This window comes from Nitrobacter winogradskyi (assembly GCF_006539545.1).
GTDB classification, from domain to species: domain Bacteria; phylum Pseudomonadota; class Alphaproteobacteria; order Rhizobiales; family Xanthobacteraceae; genus Nitrobacter; species Nitrobacter winogradskyi_A.
The window spans coordinates 1-19,733 of record NZ_BJNF01000109.1; the positions used below are offsets into that span (position 1 = coordinate 1).

The window sequence follows — 19,733 nt, forward strand, 5'->3', positions numbered from 1 at the left end:
ACAACGGTTTCCGGTTATCTGGCAGAAAAGTACCATGATCCCCGATTATATTCTCATCGTGTATGGCGTGATCGCCATCTGGGGAATTCCTTACGCGATCGTCAAACAGCGCAATCATCCCCACACGGATGCGATCGGTGCCGCAACCTGGGTCAGTCTGTTTACGCTCTGAGCATTATGGCCATTCCTATGGATCTTCGGAGGTTAGTCAGCAGCAATTGTGTCATCAGGGGATGACGCCATAAGTCCTCATCTCGCCGAGGTTTACGTTAGGCGCGGCAGTGCAGTACGCACTCGGACCGTGGTTGCCCCTCGTGGCAGCGTCTATCGTGGCAGAACCGCTGTTCGCGGCCGGCCAGTTGTACGCCCTGGCTGGCATGGAGGCGGCACTCGCTGGGTTCGCCCCTCGCATTATTGGTGGCGTCCGGGCGGTGTCATCGCCGCTGGGGCGGCCATTGGTGTCGTGACGGCTGCTACTGCTGCTACATGGGCCGGCGCTCCTCCTGCGTCCGGCTATTGCTGGTACTACACCGATCCGAGCCGCCGACAGGGTTTCTGGGACGTATGCCAATAAACTAGCGATGTGAATGATTGGTGCGCGGTTGTCGGATTTGTTGATTCCGGACCACCGAGTTCTGCCGGCCGATCTTGCAGTGAAAAAGCCCGCCTTCCACGGAGGCGGGCTTTCTAAATATACGGCGGACGAAAGTTTGCTTACAGCTCTTCTCAGAGGAGTGGACAAGCGGCGGCGGGCGAGGACCTGGGATGCGCAGGCAATTTTCAGGAAGAGCGTAGCGAAAGGAGCGTCACCACGTGACATTAATCCGGAACTGACTTTTAAAGTTGTAGACGGGGTAGTCCTTGACGATGGGAACGCCGACCTCGATGGAGGCGGCGACTTGGTCGGAAACTTCTTTCCGACCCTCACGTCGAACGGCAGGAACAGGCGTCCGGTCTGACAGGCGACAGGATCGCCGAAATTGTATCGGATGTCTTGGCTCGGGAAGAAGGCGACAAACCAGCGGTCCGGAAGCCCTATATTAAAGGTGGGACCGAATTGTAGGTTGTTGATGTTCCCTCTGGTCGGATCGCCGGTCACGCTAACATCGTACCGAAAGATCGGCTCGAAATAGCTCGATTTGCTGACCTCAGGGAGCGCCATGCGAAAACCCACAATTGGCATCGTCCGCCACTTCCCCGACCCGAGAGGATCCGTTCCCGTCGGCGTAATTAGTCGCATCCCGAAACCGAGCGCCCAGCGCGTGTCGAGGTCGTGGATCACCGCCGCCTGGATGTCGGCATCACCGATGCCGTACAGGTAGTCGCCATTGGGATTGGCTGAATTGATTGTGTTCCTAGCGAGCAGCGGCAGGTCATTGCGCGTCACCACCGTCCACGTCGGCGACAGGTAGAACGTGTGGTCGGAGCGGAGATTGAGCGTGTCGGTCGTGACATCGCGCGTGCTTCCGGGTGCGGACCGGAATCCATACTGCAATTGGAACAGGTTAGGAGATGGGCGGAAGAAATCGAGACCGATATTGTCGGCTGTCGATGGCGACGACGACTGACCATAGGCAATTAACGACACAGTACCGTGGCGAGCATTCCGAGAGCTAACGCGTAACCCGTCTTTGCCTGGGATGCAGCCATTTCAATACGACACGACCGCCAATCCAGAATACGACTTCATGGTTCTCTCCGTCGGAAAACCATCCTGTGTCTCTAGTTATCTCTCTTTCGTTAGATTGATGATGGTATGTTGTGGCGTGCAGCGGCTTAGATTGCGGGCTTTTGCCGGCGCGCGATTGTTTTCGACGGTAGTTCGCCAAAGAGGTCGTTATACCAACCGGAAGAACGCCCTAGCTCAGTAATGCCCCAGCGGTGCACTGCGATCTTAATCGTGCATGCCTTTTCGTCGTCTGAGATCAATTCAGACCGAATGCGATGAAGCCGCATCTTCTGAACATACGAATACGGCGTTTCATTCAGCACCTCTAAAAATGCTCGATGCAGCGTGCGATGAGATGCCGACGCTGCGGTCGCGATGGTATTGATGGAAAGTGGCCGGTCCAGATTGGCGAGAATGAACGAGCGGGCCTTTGCTATCGTGGAAGCATGCCTGCGAGGCATTCTTTTTTGGACATAGGGACGGGGTTCTCGTCCCAAGTGGAGGATGAACGCCTGAAGGAGTTTCTTGCCCGTCCCAGAAAAGCGATCATGATCTGAACTTAAATGATGAAGATTTTCGAAATCAATTTTGAGTTCATTTAAGAGGCTGCTCGACAGGGGTCTGTTAACAATGCCGCTTCCGTCAAGCTCCGTTCTGGTCAAGACGAGATCGAATCTAGCGGCGCATGTCTCAAGATGTTCGAGCGAAAGTGTCGCTGTCGCGTAGAGCTACCCTGGCATATATAGAGCATCATGAGCGGTGCCGGGCAGGAAGATTCCCATGTTGCCGGTTGCTACGTCGGTCAGCCATTGCTTCGATCCCATTGGAAGCGCGAGTCCCAGGCCGAGCGTGACAAGACTTTCCGAAAGGCATCCGCTCAGAGCAACTTGACCGCCTATCTGGCCTGTATTGTATGCAATGCCGTCTTCTGCCGCAAAAGCGAGGCTTCCTTTTAATGGTGGTCGGGATATTTGTATCGTCGAGAGGCCGGCGCCTCGTACGGCGTCGCCGAGGTCTTCGATTTTTGCGATAGGAAGACGGTCCCAGTGTATGGGTGCTTATCTTCGACATGCAATTCAAAGTACTAGCCACTATCGCCAAGTTTTGCCGATAGCGCGGCCGCTGTGAAGCCTCCAACTTGTGCGCCGAACAATTTGGCAGCATCTGCATACTCGTCGCAACTTTTAAAATCCAGCCGAATTGTAGAAATCTCATATTGTCCGATAAACGGTGCCGAACACTCCGACGGAAAATATCGCAAGGCTGAAGTTTAAGACTCGCCAAGTATGATTATGGTGATAATCTTTCTTGCCCCTCCAGCTTAGGAATACGCCAACGACCATAGACCAAGAAGATAGGCAGGAGCCTTGTGCGATGCAGTGTCGATTTGGTTTGTTGTTTGCCGCGCTCTTCGTCTTCCCCTTTTCCCTTACAAGCACGTCTGTGTCTGTAAATGCGCAGATATCGACCTCACCGCCACCGTCAGCATCTACGACACCGCCGTCAACGACGCCGGCACAACCTGCATCCGATCTGCTGAAGCCGGAGCAAATTGACGCGCTCGTCGCGCCGATCGCTCTTTATCCTGACGCGCTGTTATCGCAGGTTCTCATTGCGTCAACCTATCCGCTCGAGGTGGTGGAGGGTGCGCGCTGGCTGAAATCAAATTCAAATCTCAAGGCCGATGCGATCAAGGATGCTGTCGGCAAGCAGTCCTGGGATCAGAGCATCAAGTCGCTCGCAGCAACGCCGAGCGTTCTCCAGATGATGAGTGACAAGCTCGACTGGACCATGAAACTCGGTGACGCGGTGCTCGCGCAGCAGGCTAACGTGATGGATGGAATCCAGCGGCTGCGGGGGCGTGCGGACGCCAATAACAAGCTGACTACCACGAAGCAGCAAAAGGTCATCAAGACTACGGACAATAACAAAAGCGTTATCGTTATCGAAGCCGCGACCCCCGGTACGATCTACGTGCCTTACTACAATCCAGCCGTGGTCTATGGCACCTGGCCGTATCCTGCTTACCCGCCCTATTACTGGGGAGCACCTGGCTATGTCGCTGGAGCTGTGATCGCAACCGGGATCGCCTTCGGCACGGGTTATGCCGTCGGACGTTGGGCCGCCGGCGGATGGGGGTGGGGTGGTGGTTTTGTCTGGGGTAACAACAACATCAACTTCAATCGCCAGATCAATATCAACAACAACGTCATCAATAGCCGCAGCGGCTTTATCAGCGGACAGACCTGGCACCATGACGCCGCGCATCGTCATGGCGTGCAATACCGTAACCCGGCCGTTCGCCAGCAGTTCGCGGGTAATCGCAATCTCTCAGGACGAACCAACCGGATGGATTTCCGTGGTCATAACGGCCAGCAGGTGTTGCGTCCTGATGCCGGTAACCGCTCCGGCGCGGGCAACCGTCCAGGTGGCAACAAAGCCGGCGATCGCCCGGCGAGCGGCAATCGGGCAGGACGCAATATCGCCAAGGGCGGCAACGCGCGGGCGAACAGACCTGCAGGCGCCAACCGGCCGAATATCGCCCGCGGTGGCCGGGACGGTGCCTTTGCACACATGGGTCGTGGCGACTTCGCAAGAGCGTCAGCAATGCGTGGCCACGCAAGTTTTGGAGGCCGGTCATTCGGAGGCGGCGGCTTTCATGGAGGCGGCCGTTTTCATGGAGGTGGAGGATTCCGGGGTGGTGGTGGCTTTCACCGTCGCTAATCGTATCACGATCTGAGTGAGAGGGTTACGTAATGCAAATTCCGGGTCGAGATAATCCGAATGGCACGAACTTTCGGCACCTTCTTTTGATCACCCTCATGGCGATGTCGGTGCAGAGCGCGCTGGCGCAGGAAAAGTTCAACTCGCCGGAGAAGGCGGCCGACAAGCTGGTCGTGGCGGTGCGCGCAGGGGATGAGAAGGGTATTCTGAACATATTGGGATCTGACGGGAAAGATATTCTTCTCTCTGGCGATAAGGTCGCCGACGCCGATATCAAGGCGTTGTTTTTGACTGGATATGATCTTCGTCATCAGGTCGTAAAGAAGGACGGCAACACTGCCGAGCTCGTTGTGGGTCAACAAGATTGGCCGATGCCGATTCCGATCGTTCGAAAAGACAATGGGTGGTCGTTTGATACGGCAGCCGGGCGTCGCGAAATTCTGTATCGTCGGATTGGCCGTGATGAGCTGCGAGCGATTCAGGCGAGCCTCGCATATGTCGATGCGCAACACGACTATATCGATATGAATCCGGAAAACAGTGATCCGCCGGTTTACGCGCGGAAAATCATCAGCACCGAAGGAAAGAAGGACGGGCTGTATTGGCCGGCCGTCGCTAACGAAAAACAGAGCCCGTTAGGACCGGCTTTTGCATTGGCGACCGCTGCCGGTTATCGCCTTACCGGCGAGCAAACTCCGTTTCATGGCTATTACTACAAGATACTAACCGCGCAGGGGCCGAAAGCGCCGGGCGGTGCGGCGAATTATATAGTCAACGACAAGATGATCGGTGGCTTCGCGCTCGTCGCCTATCCGGCAATTTACGGCAACTCGGGTGTGATGACATTCGTCGTCAACAATGACGGCATTCTTTATCAAAAGGACCTGGGCAAAAGCACCGGCAGTATCGCTTCTGATATGACAGCGTTCAATCCGGACGAGGCATGGAAAAAGGTGCCTGACAGCGATCTTGCTGTTCTGCCTTAGAGAGGACCAGGCAGCCAATTGACTTTAAGCGGTATCGAAGAGGTCAATGATGAAAATGAAATTCTCTATCCTGCTATCGGCGTCTGTCCTGATGTGTATTGCGTCAATTGCTAAAACAGAGCCGATGCCATTGTCGACTTACACCGACGCCAAAGGATATCTTGATGTGCAAGCGTTCACCTGTGGTCAGCTTGCCAACACTTATCAGGAAGACGCGGACATGCTCGCGGCCTGGTATAGCGGTTGGTACAATGGCCTCGCCAAGAAGCATTTTGCACACGTCGGGCGCGTGAAGTCCGGCGAGCACAGGGTGATTGTCTATTGCAAGGCTCATCCTGACGTCAAAGTCATTCAAGCGATCGACTTGTTGTTTAAATCCGAAAAAAACTGAAAAAGCAGATTATGCAACGTCGTTATCGTATCAACAGAGGAGCGCGTAAGGGCCACATCGAGGTTTCCACTAATCGGCGATGAGCATCAGGAAGCACTGTTGTTGCAACTGAGGAGGGCGAGATGAGTGACGACGCTAAACGCAAAAAAATATTGGATATAAGCCAGCCAGAAAGACGGACGGGCAGGCTGGCAGGCACGCTTTTCGCCGCCGCACTCTTGACGACAAGTATTGTACCGTTCGTCAAGACCCCGGCAATGGCGCAGCAGAATACGGCAAAGCCCAACATTCTTGTCATTTTCGGTGACGATGTGGGCCAGGCAAACATCAGCGCATATACGCGAGGGTTGGTCGGCTACAAGACGCCGAACATCGATCGGATCGCCAATGAAGGCATGATCTTCACGGATTATTATGCCGAAAACAGCTGCACCGCCGGCCGATCGACTTTCATTACAGGGCAGGCGTGCCTTCGCACGGGCCTGTGTAAAGTCGGTATCCCGGGAGCGCCAGTTGGTTTGCAGAAGGGCGACATCACGATCGCCCAAGCGCTGAAGCCGCTCGGCTATGCGACCGGCCAATTCGGCAAAAACCATCTTGGCGACCGGGATGAATACCTTCCGACCGCTCATGGTTTCGATGAGTTTTTTGGAAACCTTTATCACCTTAATGCGGAAGAGGAGCCTGAGCGGCCTTACTGGCCGAAAAATGACCCGGCATTTGTGAAAGCATACTCTCCGCGAGGTGTTATCAAGGCATCAGCTGACGGCAAGATCGAGGATACCGGGCCGCTAACTGTTAAGCGTATGGAAACGGTGGATGACGAAACCACGGGCGCAGCCATTGATTTCGTGACGCGGCAAGCGAAGGCGAACAGGCCGTTCTTTACTTGGATGAACTTCACGCGCATGCATATCTTCACGCATGTGCGTCCGTCGATGCGCGGACAGAGCGGTATGCCTGGGAATGAATACGCCGACGGCATGGTTGAGATGGACATGAACGTCGGAAAATTACTGAAGGCGCTCGACGATCTCAAGATCGCAGACAACACCATTGTCATCTTCACGACGGACAACGGTCCAAACGCCTTCACCTGGCCGGATGCTGCCACGACACCGTTCCGGTCGGAAAAGGACACGAACTGGGAGGGTGCCTTCCGTGTTCCGGCGATGGTTCGGTGGCCGGGCCATGTCAAGGCGGGCTCGGTCAGCAACGGAATCGTGTCAGGTCTCGATTGGTTCCCGACATTGGTTGCTGCGGCGGGTGACCCGGACGTAAAGGACCGTTTATTGAAGGGATGGCAACCCAAGGGCTCGACAACGAGCTTCCGTGATCATCTCGATGGCTATAATCAGCTCAGTTACATCACGGGGAAAACCGACAAGAGCGCGAGAAGCGAATTCTATTACTTCAATGACGATGGTGATCTTGTCGCCACGCGAACGGGAGATTGGAAGTTCATTTTCGAGAAGCAGGAGCAGCCGGGACAGTTTGACGTCTGGGCTCATCCTTTCACGCGGCTTCGGGTTCCGAAGATGTTCAATCTACGTATGGATCCTTACGAACATGCGGAGATATCGGGCAGTGGCTATGATCAGTGGCGGGTGGACAATGTCTATCTTGCCTTCCAGGGCGTCATGAAGGCGTCGGACTTCCTGAAGACGTTCGCCGACTATCCTCCAAGCCAGCGTCCGGCGAGCTTCAGCATCGACCAGGTTCGTCGGCAGGTTGATAAGAAGATCGACGAATCCTTCAAGAAGCGTGGTCTCGAATAGACGACATACGGAGGGCAGGTCGGTCACTCGACCAGCCCTCCGCTCTTTGTCTTTACATCAAGGTAAACCTGATGGACGCAAGGTCGGATGTGGCGTCTCGCGCGATGGCCGTTCAGCATCCCGCTGCGAGCAGCGAGTGGATAAAGCGATGCTGTGGCGCGCTTTTGTTCGGCTCCGGTATCGCCGCACTGGTCTATCAGGTCCTCTGGATCAAGCAGCTTTCGATCGTCGTCGGAGCCGAGGTCTATGCCATTTCGATAGCGATCAGCGGATTCTTCGGTGGTCTGGCCCTTGGGGGCTGGCTCTTTGGGCGCCTGGCCGGCCGAAATATCCGTTATTTACGACTTTACGCTTTGATCGAAGTGGCAGTGGCTATCGCTAGCATCGCGACGACATGGATGCTCGCGCATGCTGCGCCGTGGTTCGTCGGTCTTCATGCAACGAGCAACGTTCTTGCATGGTCGGTCGTGTTCTTGCTGGTTGGGTTGCCTGCCCTTGCGATGGGTGGAACGTTACCCATTCTGGTTCACGCTGCGGTTAAAAACCAAGTGGAGGTGGGACGTGCAGGCGGCGGACTCTACGCTGCCAATACCGCCGGCGCGATTGTCGGTGCGCTCCTTCCAGCGTTTGTACTTATCCCAGCATTCGGGGTAAAAGGAACCTCTCTTGTGGCCGCAACGATCAATATCGCTGCGGCAGCGGCCGCAATGGCGCTCGATCGGTTTACATCGTTCTCGACCGATGTGCTACGCGCTGCACCAACGGCGCCACGAAACAAGCATGCGCAATGGGCTATTGTTTTGTATGGCGCGGCCGGTAGCGTTGCGCTCGGCTATGAAGTGGTATGGTCGCAGGCGATTATCCAGTTCATGAGCACGCGAAGTTTTGCGCTCTCGGTCGTTCTGGCAACGTACCTTGCTGGAATTGCAATCGGTGCCGCGATGTTCGCCCGATGGGGCGATCGCTTTAAGAATCCCGGCCTCGTCTTTGGGTTTCTCATTGCCGCGGCCGGTTGGGTATCCCTGATAGAAATTGCGGTGCTTGGCCATTGGCTGGTGATCGTACAGACACTGTCGGAAACAGGAGTATACAGCCTTACCGCGAGTAACCTTGCGGGCATGAGTGCGAGATTTGCCTCGGCTGCGATCTGCATCGTGTTCGTGCCGACCCTTTTGCTTGGGGCTGCCTTCCCCGCGGTGTTGAAGCTTGCCGTCGGAGAGACAAGGGTTGGCCGTGATGTTGGGATGGTCGTCGCCGTTAATACACTTGGCGGCATCGTCGGCACACTCGTGACGGGCTTTGTGCTCGTGCCTCGGCTCGGACTTGTTCGTACACTTGGGGTTTTGGCGATCACCGCCGCATTGATCGGCATAGTCGCTGTCATGCGTTTTGCGGGAAGCAAAAGCAGGCGCTGGCCGATATTCGCAATTGCTGCCGCAAGTACTATAATCGCAATTGCCACTCCGGTCGATCAACTCGCGCGGCTGCTACCGGCTGCGCAAACCGGGCGTCTGGCTTTTTATGAGGAAAGCGCAGGCGGTACGGTAGCGGTCGTGGAAACGTCTCACGCCGACCATCATTTTCATCGACTTTACATTCAGGGTGTTTCCAATTCTGGCGATGCTGTGCCATCTCTGCGGTATATGCGTCTTCAGGCGCTGTTGCCGCTCATTATTCATAATGGCGATCCGACATCCGCGTTGGTGATCGGTTACGGCACTGGCATCACCGCCGGTGCGCTGTCGCAATTTCCGACCCTTCAACAGCGAGTTGTAAGCGAATTATTGCCCGCCGTGATCCGGGCTGCGCCAAACTTTGAAGGCACATTCGACGCAGCAAGCGACCCTGGATTGGAAAAGCGAGTCCGCGACGGCCGTCAGGAATTTCAGCTCAGCAAAGAGCGCTACGATCTGATTACGCTCGAACCGCCGCCGCCTTCTGCAGCAGGTGTTGTCAATCTTTATTCGAGTGATTTTTATCGGCTCGCCGCATCGCAATTGAACGAGAAGGGAATTGTTGCCCAATGGCTGCCTCTGCCAACCCAGAATGAGGAGGATACACAGGCCCTGGTTCGCAGCTTTGTCGATATATTTCCCTATGCCTCGCTCTGGAGCACCGAGCTTCACGAAACGATGCTTGTCGGATCGTTCCAGCCAATCGAGCTGGATATCCCGCGAATTACGGCGCGCTTCGAGCGGCCGCAGACACGTGCCGCGCTATCCGCGGTCGGTGTCAATTCTCCCGCGGCTTTACTGGCCACCTGGATAACCGATCGCAATGGATTGGAGCGATTTGCTGGCAATGTGACCGCCGTGACCGACGATTGGCCCGCCATCGAGTATGCCACATGGGTAAGGTCTGGTGAGTTTGCTCGTACGTTCACGCACCTGAAGCAATTTCGTAGCGATCCACAGTTACGAAACTCCGATCTGGCTTTTACTTCAGATGTCTCTGCGCAGCGCGAGGAACTCGACGCGTTCTATCAGCTCGGCCTCAGCGTCTACTCCGGAGACCGTGCGCGATACGCGCGAGATGTTAGTCGTGTCATGGAGGCAGCAAAGGGAAATACTTATTATCGCTGGTTCATTAGCCCAAAGCAGTAATTGCGGCAGACGGAAATAGTAACAGCTTGCCGGTTGACCGTGGCCGGATCATTCCTTCGTTGAGGTACCAATGTCGGATGTTCGTGACGCCAATGCAGTGTTAGCATCTCAGGAATCCAGAAATGGTGGCTCCACGCGTAATGCCATCCTCGACCTCAGATCACGCATCGGCCGCTCAGTGCTGGGGCAGGACCATCTCGTCGAAAGCATGCTGATCGGCCTTTTGGCCGACGGCAATCTTCTGATTGAAAGTTTGCCCGGTCTAGCAAAGACCCGGGCGGTGAAAACGCTGGCTAAGAATCTGGCAGCCGATCTGTCTCGCATTCAGTTCACGCCCGATCTCCTTCCGTCCGACGTGACGGGCGCGGAGATTTACGTCCAGGCGGAAAAGGGTAGCGAATTCCAGTTTCAGCGCGGTCCGATCTTCGCAAACCTCGTGCTGGCCGACGAGATCAATCGCGCGCCAGCCAAGGTGCAGTCGGCGTTGCTAGAGGCGATGGAGGAGCGCCAAGTTACAGTCGCGGGCAAGACTTATAAAATGCCGGATCTGTTTCTGGTGATGGCGACTGAAAATCCCATCGAACAAGAGGGAACATATCCGCTTCCTGAAGCTCAACTCGACCGCTTCTTGATGCAGATTGTCATTACATATCCGGACGAATCCGTCGAAGGCAAAATTATCAAGATCAACCGCGCAGAAAGTGCCGGCGCCAGGAAAACCGCAGAAGATGCGCCCGTGCCGCAGCAGGCAATTTTTGATGCGCGCAAGGAAATCGATCGCATCTTCGTATCGGATTTGGCACAGAAATATATTGTCGATCTGATCTACGCGACGCGTTTTCCAGATCGATATGGGGATCCACTCAATAAATGGATTCAGATCGGCGCGAGCCCGCGTGGAAGCATTGCGATCGACCGATCGGCGCGGGCGAGAGCCTGGCTCGACGGCGATGCTTTCGTGACGCCGGAGCACATCCGCGCGGTGGTGCATGATTGTCTACGTCACCGTCTCATTTTGAGTTACGAAGCACTCTCTCAAGGTGTGACCGCCGATCAGGCGATTGACAAGATCGTCAGTCTTGTAGCTTCCGCATGAGAACAGCAAATGACGAAACCTGCTTCAGATGATGGCGGTGTTTACGTCGATCTCGTACGGCTGATTTCGCTTGAGCGGAAAGGACGTCGTGTCTCGCTGCTGCCACGACAGCCGGTCAGCAGTCTGCTGTCCGGGCGCAATTCCTCACGTCTGCGCGGCCGTGGATTGAATTTTGAGGAGATACGCGATTATCGCAGCGGCGACGATGTCCGTTCGATCGACTGGAAAGTAACCGCTCGTCTGCGGAGGCCTCACGTTCGTGTTTTCAAAGAGGAGCGTGATCGGCAGGCCATCCTCGTTATCGATCAGCGGCTGTCGATGTTTTTTGGCAGCAAGCGCGCCATGAAGTCGGTGACCGCGGCCGAAATGGCTGCGGTTATCGCGTGGCGGATCCTGAATGTGGGGGACCGGGTCGGCGCCATTGTGTTCAACGACAGCGGTATCGTCGAGGTGCGACCCCGGCGCAGCCGACAAACTGTCCTGCAAATTCTGAGCGCGATTGTTTCCCAGAATCGGCAGCTCGGTGTCGGGCGGGGCATTAGCAGCAATGTCGAAAACCTCAACACAGCGTTGTCGCGGGTGAGGCAGCTTGCACCGCACGATGCGACCATTGTCGTCATCAGTGACTTCTTCGGCGTCAACGATGCGACACGCGGGTTAGCAGCCGCGATAACGCAGCATAATGATGTGATAGCGGTTCTGGTTCATGACCCGCTGCAAAGTGAATTGCCCGATAGTGGCCGTATCACGGTAACGGATGGCGAGTTACAGATCGCGCTGGATGCCAGGCATGGCGCGACCCGCCGCAGCATTTTGGGTATGAGCAAGGCGCGTCTGCACGACGTGCTGACGTGGTCTCGGCAACTCGGCATTCCGGTTTTGCCGCTGAATACGGCGGAGGAGCCGCTCGACCAATTGCAGAAACTGCTCGGGTTGTTGCCGCAGAATACTGCGCGGGGAGGGCACCAATCTGCAGTGGGAGGCGGGCATGGATAAGGCCGGTGCTATTCCCCCGGATCCTCTTGCAGGGCTCATCGATATACCTTTGCCTCCGTCGGTTGGCTTCTGGCCGCAAACAATCTCTGCCCGCGTGGCCTGTATCGCAATGCTGATCGCTTTCGTCGCCATAGCCGGGCGGTGGATATATGTGCGGTACGTCAATCGCTACCGGCGTGTGGCATTGGCGGACCTTGATCGCATCCTGCAAGGATCACCGGCCGCCGTTGTTGGCCGGCTCGCGCTGCTTGTTCGGCGTACCGCGCTTGCGGTCTTCCCGCGGCAGAAGGTCGCCGAGTTGAGCGGCGACGCGTGGCTCGCGTTCCTCGATCAAAGTTACGGTGGGCATGAATTCTCGACGGGAGCAGGGCGCGCCTTGTCGTGCGGACCATACGAACCGCCGCATGAAAGCTCCGCAGCTGATCTTTCCGATCTCGTTCGCCGCTGGATTCACATGCATCATGTTTGAATTTGAATGGCCATGGGCATTTCTGCTTCTGCCGCTGCCATTGTTGATCTGGTGGCTGACACCACCCTTTCGTATCCAGCAGATTTCTGTTCAGGTACCGTTTTTTGAAAGCCTTGCCGAAGCAACCGGCCAGACGCCACAACATGGCGCGGTCGTGCAGAAAAAGCATCCCCTTCAGATACTGGTTGCGATCCTGATCTGGATTTTGCTTATGGTTTCTCTCGCGCGGCCGCTGCGGGTTGGCGATGCCATCATGCACAACATTTCGACGCGCGATCTGATACTCGCCATCGATATTTCCGGCTCGATGAACGAGCCGGACTTCCGCGCGAGCGACAGCACTACCATGACCCGTCTCGACGGAGCGAAGAAAGTGATCGATGGTTTCATCTCGCGTCGTCAGGGCGATCGCGTTGCGCTGATTCTGTTTGGCAGCAAGGCGTATATTCAGGTCCCATTCACGCAGGATCTAAAGGTGGCGCGCCTGTTGCTGGATCAGGCGGCGGTCGGAATGGCGGGCCAGCAAACCGTGATCGGAGACACCATCGGGCTTGCGACCAAGACTTTCGAGGCCAGCCAAGCGCAACAGAGGCTCGTGATTTTGCTGACTGACGGTAACGATACGGCAAGTCGCGTTCCGCCACTGCACGCGGCTGACATCGCCCAGCAGCGCAGCATCGTGGTTTATACGATCGGGGTCGGCGATCCAAAGACCACGGGTGAAGACCGGGTCGATCTCGGTGTGCTGCAGCAGGTCGCCGATACGACCGGCGGGCGTTTCTTTCGCGCCGAGGATGGTGCACAGCTCGAAACGATTTACGCAGACATCGACCGCCTCGCGCCAGTGAAGCTGAACAGCGAATCCTGGCGTCCGAAGATACCTTTGTATCAATGGCCGCTGGGGGCCGCCGTTCTTCTGGGACTGGGGCTTTGGAGTATGCTGTTTGCACGAAGTCTCCGGCTAAGCCGGAGGGTGGTGCGACATGGCTGAGGCGGCACCCTTCGCATTCCATTTTTTGAGGCCGCTATGGTTCTTGGCGGCGCTGCCAGTTATCGGAATGACGCTCTACCTGCTCACCCGTCAAAATATGGAAAGGCAGTGGGGACGCGTCATCGCGCCGGAATTGCTGAAACACCTTCTGGTTCGACCGGAGAAAGGCTGGCGTCTCAATCCTGTCTATCTTGTCGCGACCGGCCATATCATCAGCATTGTTGCACTGGCCGGCCCGACGTGGAGGCGAGAATTGCCGCCCTTCGTCGAGGACAAAGCGCCTCTGATGATTGTACTCTCGGTGTCGCCGTCAATGAACACATCCGATATTGCGCCGACGCGGCTGGAACGAGCGAAACAGAAGGTTCACGACCTTCTGGCAGCGCGAGTCGGCGCACGGACGGGCCTCGTTGCCTATTCAGGTTCAGCGCATCTTGTGATGCCATTGACAGATGATCGAACCGTAATCGAACCGTTTCTGGCTTCCCTGACCACCAATATCATGCCGAAACAGGGCAACGACGCTGTCGCAGCCGTGTCGTTGGCTGCAGACTATCTTTTGGCTGAACCGGCGGCTGGCACAATTCTCCTGATCGCCGACGATTTGGCTCAGGGCACGGAGGCTGCGGTGATCCACGCGGCGAGCCGTAACGGATTGACGATTCTTGGCATGGCGGCACCGTCCGCCGCGCTGCCTGAGTCATTGTCGGATGCGGTGAAGGTGACGGTCGATGATGGCGACATCCGCGCGCTCCAACGCCGCGTTGAGACACGCTATCAGTCAGCACAGGCCGCTGCTTTCGGAACGCGGTGGCAGGATGAAGGCTTTTGGCTTGTGATACCCGCCGCGCTGTTTGCGCTTTTGTGGTTCAGGCGTGGCGTCGTGGTCCCGTGGATACTTCTTTTGGCACTATGTCGCCCGCAGGCTGCCTCGGCTGCGGAATCGGACTGGTTCCGCAATCTCTGGCTGACGCCGGACCAGCAGGGGCGCATTGCATTCGATCGTGGTGACTACGCCTCGGCCAAAATGTCGTTCGATGATCCGATGTGGCGTGGAATAGCGGCCTATCGTGCCTATGACTATCTGGCGGCTGCGGAGAGCTTTCGCAGAATAAATTCGCCCGAGGGGCGTTTTGCACTTGGCGATGCCGAAGCGCACAATCACGCCTATGAGAAGGCTATTCAGGCGTATGATGATGTTCTGGCAGTTCAACCGAATAACGTCGCTGCCATCCACAACAAGGCGATCGTGCAGGTCGCTTTGGAGGCGCGTGAAAAGAAGCGCCGCGAACAGGAGCAGGCGAATCCAGAGGCTCCCGACTTAAAGGCGGACGAAACCAAAGTCGACCCGAACCAGAAGGAGGGAAAAAAGGTTGTTGTTCCGAAGCTGGACGTCACGTCACCTGGCGCGGTCGACGCATGGATGCGGCAAGTTGAGACCTCGCCGGCGGATTTCTTGAGGCAGAAATTTGCGATTCAAGCCGCCGCCGCGCCGAGGCTGGAGCCAAAGCCATGAGAATAGCGGCTGTCGGAGTGATGGTTCTTGGCCTGCTTTGCAATGCTGCGATGGCATCTGCTCAAGAGGCTGATGGCCCCCATGTGCGGGTTGAAATCAAGCCTTCGCGCGTTGTTGTCGGGCAGGGTGTGATTCTTTCTCTCGAGGTGCTTGCTCCGAACTATATGCCAGCGCCGCCTGTGCTTCCTGATTTTCAGGTTCGCAGTCTCGTCACCCGGCAGACAAGCGCGAGGAATTTTGTCGAACAGCATGACGGCGTGACTTATGCTGGCGTAAGATATGAGTTCACCATTTCTCCGATGGAAGCAGGCACCTTTGCGATCCTTGGCCAAAGCGTGACGGTCACTTATGCGGCCGAGCCGCCAGCGACGCGAACGGTTTCCATGCCAATCCCGAAGTTAGACCTTCAGGCATTCATTCCCCCCGAAGCGCGTGATCTCAATCCTTTCGTATCCGCTAACAACATTACCGTCGAACAGTCGGTCGATCGTTCTTCGCAGAATTTGGAAGTTGGAGATTCGGTCACGCGAACGGTAACGGTTACCGCCAATGGCCTTCCTGCCATGTTAATCCCGCCAATTGTTTTCGTGCCGGTTGATGGCTTTGCGATCTATCCGTCGCAGCCAGATCTTCAGGATGTGACCGATGGCAGGTCTGGTTTACAGAAGGGGATTCGGACCGAACAGGTCGTCTATCTGCTGCAGAAGACTGGCGATTACAACCTGCCGCCAATATCGCTCAGCTGGTGGAATGTGCGCGATCAGAAAATCGAGCGGACGCATATCGATGAAGTAGGGCTCCATGTCGCTGACAATCTGGCCGCCAGGCCGTCGGCAAATTGGCCGGATCCCTGGAGTATTTCGGATTTCCTTCAGAGGCACTGGCAGGCGCTGAGCATTCTTCTTGTTGGTGTCGTGGTCCTGATCTGGAGGCTACCGCCGCTGATGCACGCTTTCACGGCGTGGCGCGATCGGCGACAAAAGGCGCATCGTGAATCCGAGGCATGTTATTTTGCGATATTGCGGTGTGCCGTCAGTTCCGGAGATGCACGTAAGACATATTTCTCTTTGCTCGATTGGTTGGAGCGTTTCGTGCCGCTTGGGAGGATAGGTTCAACCCAGATCTTGAAGCGGTTGGCAAATGATCCAGCCCTCAGTGCAGCGGTCGATGCACTCGAGCAAAACCTGTTCGGCAACGGAGCTGCGGAGCCAGATTTGCAAGCATTCAAGTCACGACTTTCCCCGGCCAGGCGGCGTTTGTTGCGCCGACGACATTCAACCCGTGTCGAACATCTGCTTCCCGTGGATATCAACCCCATGCCGATTAAAGACGGAATCCCGACAGCATGAGTATTTACGACGATCTGGTCGCAACTGACAACATGGTGGAGATTCCCGGTGGCATGTTTCGCATGGGATCGGACAAGCACTACGCGGAAGAAGCACCGGTTCACCGCGTGCATGTCGATACGTTTCTCATCGACAAAACGCCGGTGACCAACCGTCAGTTCAAGATCTTCGTCAGGGACACGGGTTATGTCACGGTTGCCGAGAAAATACCTGACGCAAAGGACTATCCCGGCGCATTGCCGCATATGCTCTATGCAGGCTCGCTGGTGTTCACGCCTCCGCCGCGTGTCGCCAATCTGCGGGATTGGGGACAGTGGTGGAGTTTTATGAAGAGCGCCAATTGGCGGCGACCTTATGGTCCGAAAAGCAACGTCAACACGCTCGACAGTCATCCCGTGGTTCATGTGGCTTACGAGGACGCCCTCGCCTATGCAAAGTGGGCAGGAAAGGATCTGCCTACCGAGGCCGAATGGGAATATGCAGCACGCGGCGGTCTTGATGGCGCGGAATACGCATGGGGTGACCAGTTTACGCCCGGCGGAAAACACGTGGCCAATACCTGGCAAGGCAATTTCCCGATCGAGAATCTCAATCAGGACGGCTATTCGCGTACGTCGCCTGTAATGGCGTTTCCACCGAACGGCTACGGCTTGCACGACATGATCGGCAATGTTTGGGAGTGGACCAGCGACTGGTTTGTGCCACGCCACGAAGCGGATGCGCCAAAGGCCTGTTGTGTCCCACAGAATCCACGAGGTCCCCGCGAGGAGGACAGCTTCGATCCGGCGATGCCGGAGATCAGGATTCCGCGCAAGGTGCTGAAGGGTGGATCGCATCTGTGTGCGCCGAACTACTGCCGCCGTTACCGGCCCGCTGCACGCCACGCCGAACCGATCGATACATCGACAAGCCATGTCGGATTTCGATGTGTCGTCAGACCAAGGAGATCTCCATGAGATGTTCACGACGGGCAGTTCTGGCCGCGATCATCGTTTTTGGCCTGAGTGCAAATACATTTGCGCAGAGTGGTCCGCTTCCGTCATGGAACGACAGTCCAGTCAAGACCTCAATCATCGATTTTGTTCATCGTACAACAACACAGGGATCGCTGGATTTTGTCGTCCCCGAGCAGCGTATCGCCGTTTTCGATAATGACGGGACACTTTGGACCGAGCAGCCTTACTACTTCCAGCTCGCTTTTGCCTTTGACCAGATCAAGACGATGGCGCCGAAACATCCTGAATGGAAGAACAAGCAGCCTTTCAAGGGGTTGATCGAAGACGACCTGAAGTCTGCGCTGGCGACAGGACAGAGAGAGCTTGAGCAAGTCCTTGCCGTCACCCACGCCGGTATGACGACGGACGAATTTGCTAGATCGGTCATCACATGGACGCAAACCGCAAAGCACCCACGCTTTCAGCGACCCTACACTGCACTAGTCTATCAACCCATGCTGGAGTTGCTGTCTTATCTTCGCGCGAACGGGTTCAAGACGTTTGTGGTGTCCGGTGGCGGCGTGGAGTTCATGCGTCCGTGGATGGAGAAGGCTTACAGCATTCCACCCGAGCAGATTGTCGGCTCATCCGGCGTGGTAAAATTTGAGGTCGGCAAGGAAGGTCGGCCGCAACTCATCAAGACAGCCAAGATCGAATTCATCGACGACGGTTCGGGAAAGCCGGTTGGCATCAATCGCTTTATCGGCCGCAAGCCAATCTTCGCATTCGGAAATTCGGACGGCGATTTGCAGATGCTGCAATGGACCATGGCGGGTGAGGGTCCACATTTCGCAGGTCTTGTTCACCACACCGATGCCGAGCGCGAATATGCCTACGATCGGCAATCCCGCATCGGCAAACTTGACAAGGCGCTAGATGAAGCGGCCTCAAAGAACTGGGCCGTGATCGACATGAAAAAAGATTGGACGACGATATTTCCTCAGACGCGCTAACGATCGGGGCCAATCGATGCCGATCATCCACGCGGCGCTCTGACGCTGTACTAAAGGAAAGAAGGCCGTGAGCGCTGGGAACTTGGGCCATGATGACGATGGAGGGGCGTGAGAAGGCGAAAGCTGTTCTTAGCCTTGGCGATGATCGCGGGGACTGTCAGGATCTCCGTGTGAGAGTGGCCATAATGGATGATAAGGAGTCCCATGATGTCCGACGCATGGAGCCGGTGATACGGGCTGGGTTACTCGACCAACTTCTGGGGGAAGCGACGCTTCGACGGCACGGGATCATGGCGGATTGCGAGATTCGCTGAATAAGGCGCTGGCCGAACGCGCGATCAACGCCGAGATAGACCTTCACCTTGGTGAAGAAGCTCAGGCCGGGAACAGCCGTAACGTCATCGGGAGTGAGGCAGTGAGGTGATTCCATGACCGGCCTTGAAATCTTCGCATGGATCGTTCTCGTCATTCTCGTCGTGACGGTTGTCGTCGTATTCTGCCTGTTCGGCTGGCTGCTGGGGCACATCGCCAAGACTCGCGGCCATCCCTGGGCAGACGCGGTCAGAGCGGCGGGTTGGATCACGCTAATCTTTGGCTTCGCGCTTTGGCCGCTCGCGTTGATCTGGGCCTACGTTGACATTCCTGCGTCGCGCCGCAGGGAGCATACGCCATGATGATCGCGATTATGGCGGTTTACCTCTCCCTGCTGTTCGCCTTGTTCTGGCTCGGCATCATCCGATTCAATGCTTTCTGGAAGGTGTCGCCTCTGATCGTGCTCCTGATCCTCAACCTCGGCCTGTTCATTCCGATATAGTACGGTTGACGCTACGTAAGCGTGGTCTGAAGGTCTATCTGGCGCTGAAGCCTGTCGACATCCGGCACGGCTTTTGACGGGCTCGCCGCCGATGTCGTGCAAGTATCAGTACTGCCCCGTTCGGTGCTTCCCTGGTTGCGCGCCATCGGAAAATCGAGCGCGTTGCCGCCCTTGCCGTCCAACAAGACCTTCTGGAACTGCAATCCGACGTCGGACCTGTAAGGAAACCGCGAGCCAGTAAAAGAACGTCGTTCTAGGCCAAGCACATACAACTCGGAAAATCACGCCGTAGCGCATTTCGGTTTAGCCGCGTGGTGTCTTTGGATGAGGCCATTAAAATTCGTTAAGGCATGCCGAATTGACAGGACGGGTCGCCACGGACGTGGCGTTCGGCACTAGGTCA

Annotated in this window: 20 protein-coding genes; 17 read left to right on the top strand and 3 right to left on the bottom strand. The window is 56.3% G+C overall.

Annotated features, from left to right (window positions below; all coding sequences use genetic code 11):
• Positions 1–34 precede the first annotated feature (34 nt).
• Positions 35–172 (top strand): DUF3302 domain-containing protein, encoded by a 138-nt coding sequence (locus tag NWI01_RS17035; protein WP_141385169.1) that lies wholly within the window; start codon positions 35–37, stop codon positions 170–172.
• Positions 173–226: 54 nt separating this feature from the next.
• Here the strand turns inward: NWI01_RS17035 and NWI01_RS19135 are convergent, their stop codons facing one another.
• On the bottom strand, positions 227–1,588 hold the full coding sequence (locus tag NWI01_RS19135) for a hypothetical protein (RefSeq protein WP_181410557.1): 1,362 nt from the start codon (positions 1,586–1,588) through the stop codon (positions 227–229).
• Between the two features lie 188 nt (positions 1,589–1,776).
• Complete coding sequence (locus NWI01_RS19850) at positions 1,777–2,331, bottom strand: helix-turn-helix domain-containing protein (RefSeq protein ID WP_244613855.1); 555 nt, start codon at positions 2,329–2,331, stop codon at positions 1,777–1,779.
• A gap of 90 nt (positions 2,332–2,421) precedes the next feature.
• Between NWI01_RS19850 and NWI01_RS19855 the strand changes: the two genes are divergently transcribed.
• From NWI01_RS19855 to NWI01_RS17120, 16 genes are all read left to right on the top strand, one after another.
• Positions 2,422–2,625 (top strand): hypothetical protein, encoded by a 204-nt coding sequence (locus tag NWI01_RS19855; RefSeq protein WP_244613856.1) that lies wholly within the window; start codon positions 2,422–2,424, stop codon positions 2,623–2,625.
• A 487-nt stretch (positions 2,626–3,112) separates the two neighbouring features.
• On the top strand, positions 3,113–4,393 hold the full coding sequence (locus tag NWI01_RS17050; RefSeq protein ID WP_244613857.1) for a DUF3300 domain-containing protein: 1,281 nt from the start codon (positions 3,113–3,115) through the stop codon (positions 4,391–4,393).
• Between the two features lie 32 nt (positions 4,394–4,425).
• Positions 4,426–5,379, top strand: a complete 954-nt coding sequence (locus NWI01_RS17055) for a DUF2950 domain-containing protein (RefSeq protein WP_141385172.1) — start codon at positions 4,426–4,428, stop codon at positions 5,377–5,379.
• A gap of 55 nt (positions 5,380–5,434) precedes the next feature.
• Positions 5,435–5,770: an HdeA/HdeB family chaperone gene (locus tag NWI01_RS17060; protein ID WP_141385183.1), complete on the top strand. Its 336-nt coding sequence runs from the start codon at positions 5,435–5,437 to the stop codon at positions 5,768–5,770.
• 122 nt (positions 5,771–5,892) lie between these two features.
• Positions 5,893–7,548, top strand: coding sequence for an arylsulfatase (locus NWI01_RS17065; protein WP_141385173.1), 1,656 nt, complete (start codon positions 5,893–5,895; stop codon positions 7,546–7,548).
• Positions 7,549–7,619: 71 nt separating this feature from the next.
• Positions 7,620–10,151, top strand: a complete 2,532-nt coding sequence (locus NWI01_RS17070; protein WP_181410558.1) for a fused MFS/spermidine synthase — start codon at positions 7,620–7,622, stop codon at positions 10,149–10,151.
• A 70-nt stretch (positions 10,152–10,221) separates the two neighbouring features.
• Positions 10,222–11,247, top strand: coding sequence for an AAA family ATPase (locus tag NWI01_RS17075; RefSeq protein ID WP_141385175.1), 1,026 nt, complete (start codon positions 10,222–10,224; stop codon positions 11,245–11,247).
• Between the two features lie 9 nt (positions 11,248–11,256).
• Positions 11,257–12,243 carry a DUF58 domain-containing protein gene (locus NWI01_RS17080; protein WP_141385176.1) on the top strand — a complete coding sequence of 329 codons (987 nt, stop codon included), beginning with the start codon at positions 11,257–11,259 and terminating at the stop codon, positions 12,241–12,243.
• The gene (locus tag NWI01_RS20375) at positions 12,236–12,712 is read left to right on the top strand and encodes a DUF4381 domain-containing protein (RefSeq protein WP_141385177.1); all 477 of its coding nucleotides are present in this window, start codon (positions 12,236–12,238) and stop codon (positions 12,710–12,712) included. Before NWI01_RS17080 ends, NWI01_RS20375 begins: the two co-directional genes overlap by 8 nt.
• Positions 12,705–13,703: a vWA domain-containing protein gene (locus tag NWI01_RS17090; RefSeq protein ID WP_141385178.1), complete on the top strand. Its 999-nt coding sequence runs from the start codon at positions 12,705–12,707 to the stop codon at positions 13,701–13,703. Before NWI01_RS20375 ends, NWI01_RS17090 begins: the two co-directional genes overlap by 8 nt.
• Positions 13,696–15,219, top strand: a complete 1,524-nt coding sequence (locus tag NWI01_RS17095; RefSeq protein WP_141385179.1) for a VWA domain-containing protein — start codon at positions 13,696–13,698, stop codon at positions 15,217–15,219. The genes NWI01_RS17090 and NWI01_RS17095 overlap by 8 nt, the downstream gene beginning before the upstream one ends.
• Complete coding sequence (locus tag NWI01_RS17100) at positions 15,216–16,568, top strand: BatD family protein (RefSeq protein WP_141385180.1); 1,353 nt, start codon at positions 15,216–15,218, stop codon at positions 16,566–16,568. Before NWI01_RS17095 ends, NWI01_RS17100 begins: the two co-directional genes overlap by 4 nt.
• Entirely contained in the window at positions 16,565–17,524 is a 960-nt protein-coding gene (locus NWI01_RS17105; protein WP_244613858.1) for a formylglycine-generating enzyme family protein, read from the top strand. Before NWI01_RS17100 ends, NWI01_RS17105 begins: the two co-directional genes overlap by 4 nt.
• Positions 17,494–18,516, top strand: a complete 1,023-nt coding sequence (locus NWI01_RS17110; RefSeq protein WP_244613859.1) for an HAD family hydrolase — start codon at positions 17,494–17,496, stop codon at positions 18,514–18,516. Before NWI01_RS17105 ends, NWI01_RS17110 begins: the two co-directional genes overlap by 31 nt.
• A 428-nt stretch (positions 18,517–18,944) precedes the next feature.
• A complete protein-coding gene (locus tag NWI01_RS17115; protein WP_141385181.1) occupies positions 18,945–19,190 on the top strand; it encodes a DUF3302 domain-containing protein in 246 nt (81 codons plus the stop codon).
• The gene (locus NWI01_RS17120) at positions 19,187–19,330 is read left to right on the top strand and encodes a hypothetical protein (RefSeq protein WP_244613860.1); all 144 of its coding nucleotides are present in this window, start codon (positions 19,187–19,189) and stop codon (positions 19,328–19,330) included. Before NWI01_RS17115 ends, NWI01_RS17120 begins: the two co-directional genes overlap by 4 nt.
• 11 nt (positions 19,331–19,341) lie before the next feature.
• On the opposite strand, the gene NWI01_RS20205 is transcribed toward NWI01_RS17120, so the two are convergent.
• Positions 19,342–19,533, bottom strand: coding sequence for a hypothetical protein (locus NWI01_RS20205; protein ID WP_141385182.1), 192 nt, complete (start codon positions 19,531–19,533; stop codon positions 19,342–19,344).
• Positions 19,534–19,733 lie beyond the last annotated feature (200 nt).